Origin of the sequence: Levilactobacillus senmaizukei DSM 21775 = NBRC 103853, assembly GCF_001592085.1 — a bacterium.
GTDB classification, from domain to species: Bacteria; Bacillota; Bacilli; order Lactobacillales; family Lactobacillaceae; genus Levilactobacillus; species Levilactobacillus senmaizukei.
Genome location: NZ_BCWD01000045.1, coordinates 1 through 4,763 on the forward strand (window position 1 = coordinate 1; position 4,763 = coordinate 4,763).

4 protein-coding genes are annotated in these 4,763 nt (G+C 48.0%); 1 reads left to right on the forward strand and 3 read right to left on the reverse strand.

Going from position 1 to position 4,763, the window contains the following annotated elements:
* Nucleotides 1–3: 3 nt before the first annotated feature.
* Nucleotides 4–1,620 (reverse strand): HAMP domain-containing sensor histidine kinase, encoded by a 1,617-nt coding sequence (locus LSE01S_RS10415; RefSeq protein WP_420843302.1) that lies wholly within the window; start codon nucleotides 1,618–1,620, stop codon nucleotides 4–6.
* Between the two features lie 14 nt (nucleotides 1,621–1,634).
* The gene (locus LSE01S_RS10420) at nucleotides 1,635–2,321 is read right to left on the reverse strand and encodes a response regulator transcription factor (protein ID WP_061777566.1); all 687 of its coding nucleotides are present in this window, start codon (nucleotides 2,319–2,321) and stop codon (nucleotides 1,635–1,637) included.
* Nucleotides 2,322–2,737: 416 nt separating this feature from the next.
* Here LSE01S_RS10420 and adhP point away from each other — a divergent pair, with 416 nt between their 5' ends.
* Nucleotides 2,738–3,754 carry an alcohol dehydrogenase AdhP gene (gene adhP / locus LSE01S_RS10425; RefSeq protein WP_061777567.1) on the forward strand — a complete coding sequence of 339 codons (1,017 nt, stop codon included), beginning with the start codon at nucleotides 2,738–2,740 and terminating at the stop codon, nucleotides 3,752–3,754.
* Between the two features lie 23 nt (nucleotides 3,755–3,777).
* On the opposite strand, the gene LSE01S_RS10430 is transcribed toward adhP, so the two are convergent.
* Nucleotides 3,778–4,443: a matrixin family metalloprotease gene (locus tag LSE01S_RS10430; protein ID WP_061777568.1), complete on the reverse strand. Its 666-nt coding sequence runs from the start codon at nucleotides 4,441–4,443 to the stop codon at nucleotides 3,778–3,780.
* Nucleotides 4,444–4,763: the final 320 nt, after the last annotated feature.

Genomic DNA, 4,763 nt, shown 5'->3' on the forward strand with positions numbered 1-4,763 from the left:
AATTTAGTCTTGTTTATCTGTTTTTTGTTCCTCAGGTTCCGTCTCATTGGTTGGTGAGTCCAACAACTCAGACTTGATCCCGGGAATATCATTGATTGCTTGGGCCTGAGCCTTTTTTTCATTCAAAATCGCTGCGTCCGCATCCGAAAGAATGGGTAAGGTAATTCGGAAGACCGATCCATGCCCTAAGGCACTCTCAATCGTAATCCGACCATGATAGGCTTCTATCAAACGTTTAGCAATCGCCAAACCCAAACCGTTGCCCCCTTTTGTCCGGGAGCGAGCCTTATCGACCCGGTAGAACCGGTTGAACACTCGGTTCCGATTCTCCTGGGAAATGCCTTCACCGAAGTCTTGGACCGCTACTTCGACGCTCCTGGAATCACTCTCATAGGATAAGTGGACTTCCTTACGTGTCTGAGAATACTTCACCGCATTGTCCAACAGGATAATCAGGATTTGTTCCAGGTGATTCCGATATATCTGGGACTGAATTGGACGTTCAACATCGTCATCCAGGATAAACACATAATCCGGATGAATCATCTTGAAGTTATCGAAGACCTGTGTCACAACCTCGGTCACATCCGAAACTTCATTTGGAAAGTTAACATCGATCTGTTCAGCTCGCTGAAGGTCCAACATTTCTTGAACCAAACTTTGCATTCGCTTGGTTTCCTGTAAAGAAGCCTTGATCGATTCATTGAGGACTTCTGGATCATCCTTTCCCCAACGATCCAACATTTCCATATGGCCTTGAATGATGGCCACCGGCGTCCGCAGCTCATGGGAAACATCCTCCACAAATTGCTGTTGCTGGTCCATGTACCGTTGCGTAGTGTCAAGCATCCCGTTAAACAACGTTCCCAGGTCACTCAACTCATCTTGATGATGCATCTCTGGCACCCGGACATCCGTCTGTGGATCGTCTCGAACCGCATGAATGGTGTCCCGAATGGCCTCAACCGGCCGCAATAGAAATGCAGCCAAGCTGTAGCTCAGAACGGCCGCTGCTAAACCGGCCATCAAACCTAGCACAATTTCCACCTGCAGCAACTTCACCTGAGTGGCATGATAATCCTGAAGATTATCGGTTACCAACACGTAGCCCAGCACACGATTACCCTGCTTGGCCCGAATCGGTGCCCGGCCAACCAGCCCTTTGCTCCCGTTCAAGGTCTGCTCAGCAATTCTCTGTTGAGCGACCGCTTTGAACTTAACCGGACTCTTCCCAGTTGAAAAGATTGCCCGATTCTGAGCGTCATACACAATAACGGTCTGGCTATCACGCGCCAGGCTCGTCAGGATGGCATTGTTATACGACCGTCCCGGCTGCTGACTATCCGCCAATACCGACCGTGGCCGTAGGATCTGATTGACCTGCTGACTGGTCAGGACCGCCTGTTGATTACTCAACCGTTCCTGGATGACATTCAAGGTATCCCCGACGTGAGCCTTCTCCTGGCGCATCAATACGGTCATAAAACTACTGAAAATTAAGTAAACAATCACACCGAAGATGACCAAGACTCCGACCACGGTCGACAGGGCCCATTCCCACTTTAATGAAAAACGAAAGCCATTCTTCTTAGATGGCGTTTCGTTATCGGCGACGATTATTTCAGAATCATTCCTCACGAGCGCATCACGTACCCGGTCCCACGGACGGTCTGAATGTAACTCTTTTGACCAGGGACATCAATTTTGTTCCGAAGGTAACGGACGTAGACATCGACCACGTTGGTCTCCACTTCTGACTCGTAACCCCAGACCTTGGTTAACAGCACATCTCGTGCTAAAACCACGTTAATGTTTTCCATTAACGCCAAAAGTAATTCATATTCACGTTTTGTCAGGTTGATGACTTCATCCCCCCGACGAACAATTCGGTTTTCCTTTTCAATCGTCAAGTCCTTAAACTTAACGGTCGTCTGTTTGGTACTCTTCTGTTCGCCTTCTAGGTGAATCCGCCGCAACAGTGCCCGGACACGAGCTAACAATTCTTCAATGGCAAATGGCTTCACAATGTAGTCATCGGCACCGTGGTCCAACCCTGATACCCGGTCGATCACGGAATCTCTGGCCGTCATCATGATAATTGGGGTGCTCTTCATTTCACGTACACGACGAGCGACTTCAATCCCATTGAGTTCGGGTAACATCAAGTCTAACAAAATGACGTCAAAGTCTTGAGACAATGCGGCATCTAGTCCCGTCCGACCATTGAATTGGACATTCGTCTCGTACCCTTCGTGTTTAAGTTCCAACTCAACGAAGCGTGCCAGATTTTTTTCATCTTCAATAATTAAAATTCGACTCATTATGATTTAACTCCTCTAGGCTAATTAGCTGCATCCGGCCTGTAAAACTTCCATTAACGGCCGGGTGACCGATATTCAATTCAACATTTAATTTTATCATATTTTCTCATAATTGTATGTCAAAACTACCCACGTTTCACATTTAAGTCACAGTTTATGCAGAAGCTTAAGTTTTATTCAGCCGAAATGTAACGGCAACCGGTTGTATACATTTACTATTAGGCCTTTGAAAACCCCAAATAGTAAGTTGCTTCACATAATTTAGTTACTGGGGTTTCCTAATCTATCCCTACCATTAAGCCATTCTTAAAGACAATGCGTTAATATTTTATTTTTTTGTGCAATAATTCACTTGAAAATGGCACCGTTTGCAGTATACTAATGCACGTAGACAACTAGAAAAGGGGATTTTTTGAATGAAAGCTGCTGTTATTCGCGATTCAGTCGACGGTTACGTTGATATTAAAGATGTTACTTTGCGTCCAATCACCCATGGTGAAGCTTTAGTTAAGATGGAATACTGTGGTCTCTGTCACACTGACCTGCACGTTGCTGCCGGCGACTTTGGCAAGCAACCTGGCCGGATCATCGGTCACGAAGGTGTTGGTAAGGTTATCCAAGTTGCCGATGACGTTAAAAACTTGAAGATTGGCGACCGTGTTTCTGTTGCCTGGTTCTTCAAGGGTTGTGGCCATTGTGAATACTGCTTAACCGGTCGCGAAACGCTGTGCCGGAACGTTCAAAACTCTGGTTTCACCGTTGATGGTGCCATGGCTGAAGAATGCATCGTTGATGCAAATTACGCCGTCAAGGTTCCCGATGGTTTGGACCCAGTCGAAGCCACTTCCCTCACTTGTGCCGGTGTTACCATGTACAAGGCTTTGAAGACTGGTGAAACTAAGCCAGGCCAATGGGTTGAAGTCGTTGGTGCCGGTGGTTTAGGTAACCTGGCCATTCAATACGCTCACAACGTCTTTGGTGCGCACGTCATCGCCGTTGATGGTAACCCTGACAAATTAGCTGCCGCCAAGAAAGACGGTGCTGAAATCTTAATCAACCGTCATGATGGTGACGTTGCCGAACAAATCCAAGCTAAGGTTGGCGGGGTTGACAATGCTCAAGTGACTGCCGTTACGAAGGATGCCTTCACCCAATCCGTTAACGCCTTGAAGCCAGATGGCAAGTTAGTTGCCGTTGCCCTTCCTCAAGGAAATATGGAATTGAACATTGCTAAGACCGTTCTGGATGGTATTTCAGTTCGCGGCTCCTTAGTTGGGACCCGTCAAGACTTGGCCGAAACCTTCCAATTCGGTGCCGAAGGCAAGGTTCACCCTATCGTTAAGACTCGTCGTCTGGACGAAGTTAACGATATCATCGACGAAATGAAGGCTAACTCAATTGTTGGCCGGATGGTTGTCGACTTCACTAAATAATTAATAACGTCACGAAAAGACGCTCACCGGTTGGTGGGCGTCTTTTTTGCGTGTGGCGCGGGATAAATATGGCGTAACGCTTGAAGATCCGCCGTCGATAACGTCACCGTTCCCTGATCCACCGGAAACATCACGGAGGAGCGTTGTTCACTGTGGTCTAGACCCAGGGCATGGCCCACCTCGTGAACGGCGATCGACGCTCGCAGCCTAGTCGGGTGATCAACATTCAGTCCAGACCGGGCTCGATTAACGGTGAACACGTCTAAACCGCTCACCTCGTGAATTTCTGGTCCCCCCTTACCAAGTTCCAGATATTGACTACCGGCGTCGCTAGTGGCCTTATGGTAGGCAAATAAGGTGATCCCATTCTGACCCCAAAGCGGTTGCCCAGCTACCAGGTTGACCACCCCCGTCTCATTATATTCGGCGATGGCCCTCATAAAAAGAGCTTGCACGTGTCCTGGGACCCCCTTGGCAAAATGGTAGTGGTAGGTCGAACGTAAGGTATTCGGCGTGACAATCGACTCAATGGGGGTCGCCCGCTGTCGTTCCTGTCGGCCAACAATCGGCAAAGCCTGCTGTAGTTGTTCCAGCCGCTGTTGCGACGACTCGATGACCCGTGTGCCATGACCAAATAACCCACCCAACAGTAGACCACCTAACAGTAACGACCAACCAAGCTTCCGCATACTTTCGCTCCTTAGTATTCTCAGACTGCTGATTAGTTTACTGAGTTATCAGACCGGTTGCCAGTCAGACACTCAGCCAGGCAGTGAACCCAACCTTTTCTTAACCTTTCAACTAGTGTCGATGAGATTTCTAATTGTCCTGCCAGCAGTTCACCGGATAAGCCAAAATGGTCCCTTGAATAACTCTCGTCAGAAGCCTAGCCGGCCAACTTTCTCTCAGTCTAATCAGCGGCTCCGTCTACCGCTTAACTCTGAACCTATCCGCCAAATATCACCGACAAGATTGATCACTCATCAAATGAAGCCTAAGCACAAAAAAA

Coding starts and splice junctions, on each gene's coding strand:
- LSE01S_RS10430 (WP_061777568.1), bottom strand. CDS start 4,443: ATGCGGAAGCTTGGTTGGTCGTTACTGTTAGGTGGTCTACTGTTGGGT.
- adhP (WP_061777567.1), top strand. CDS start 2,738: ATGAAAGCTGCTGTTATTCGCGATTCAGTCGACGGTTACGTTGATATT.
- LSE01S_RS10420 (WP_061777566.1), bottom strand. CDS start 2,321: ATGAGTCGAATTTTAATTATTGAAGATGAAAAAAATCTGGCACGCTTC.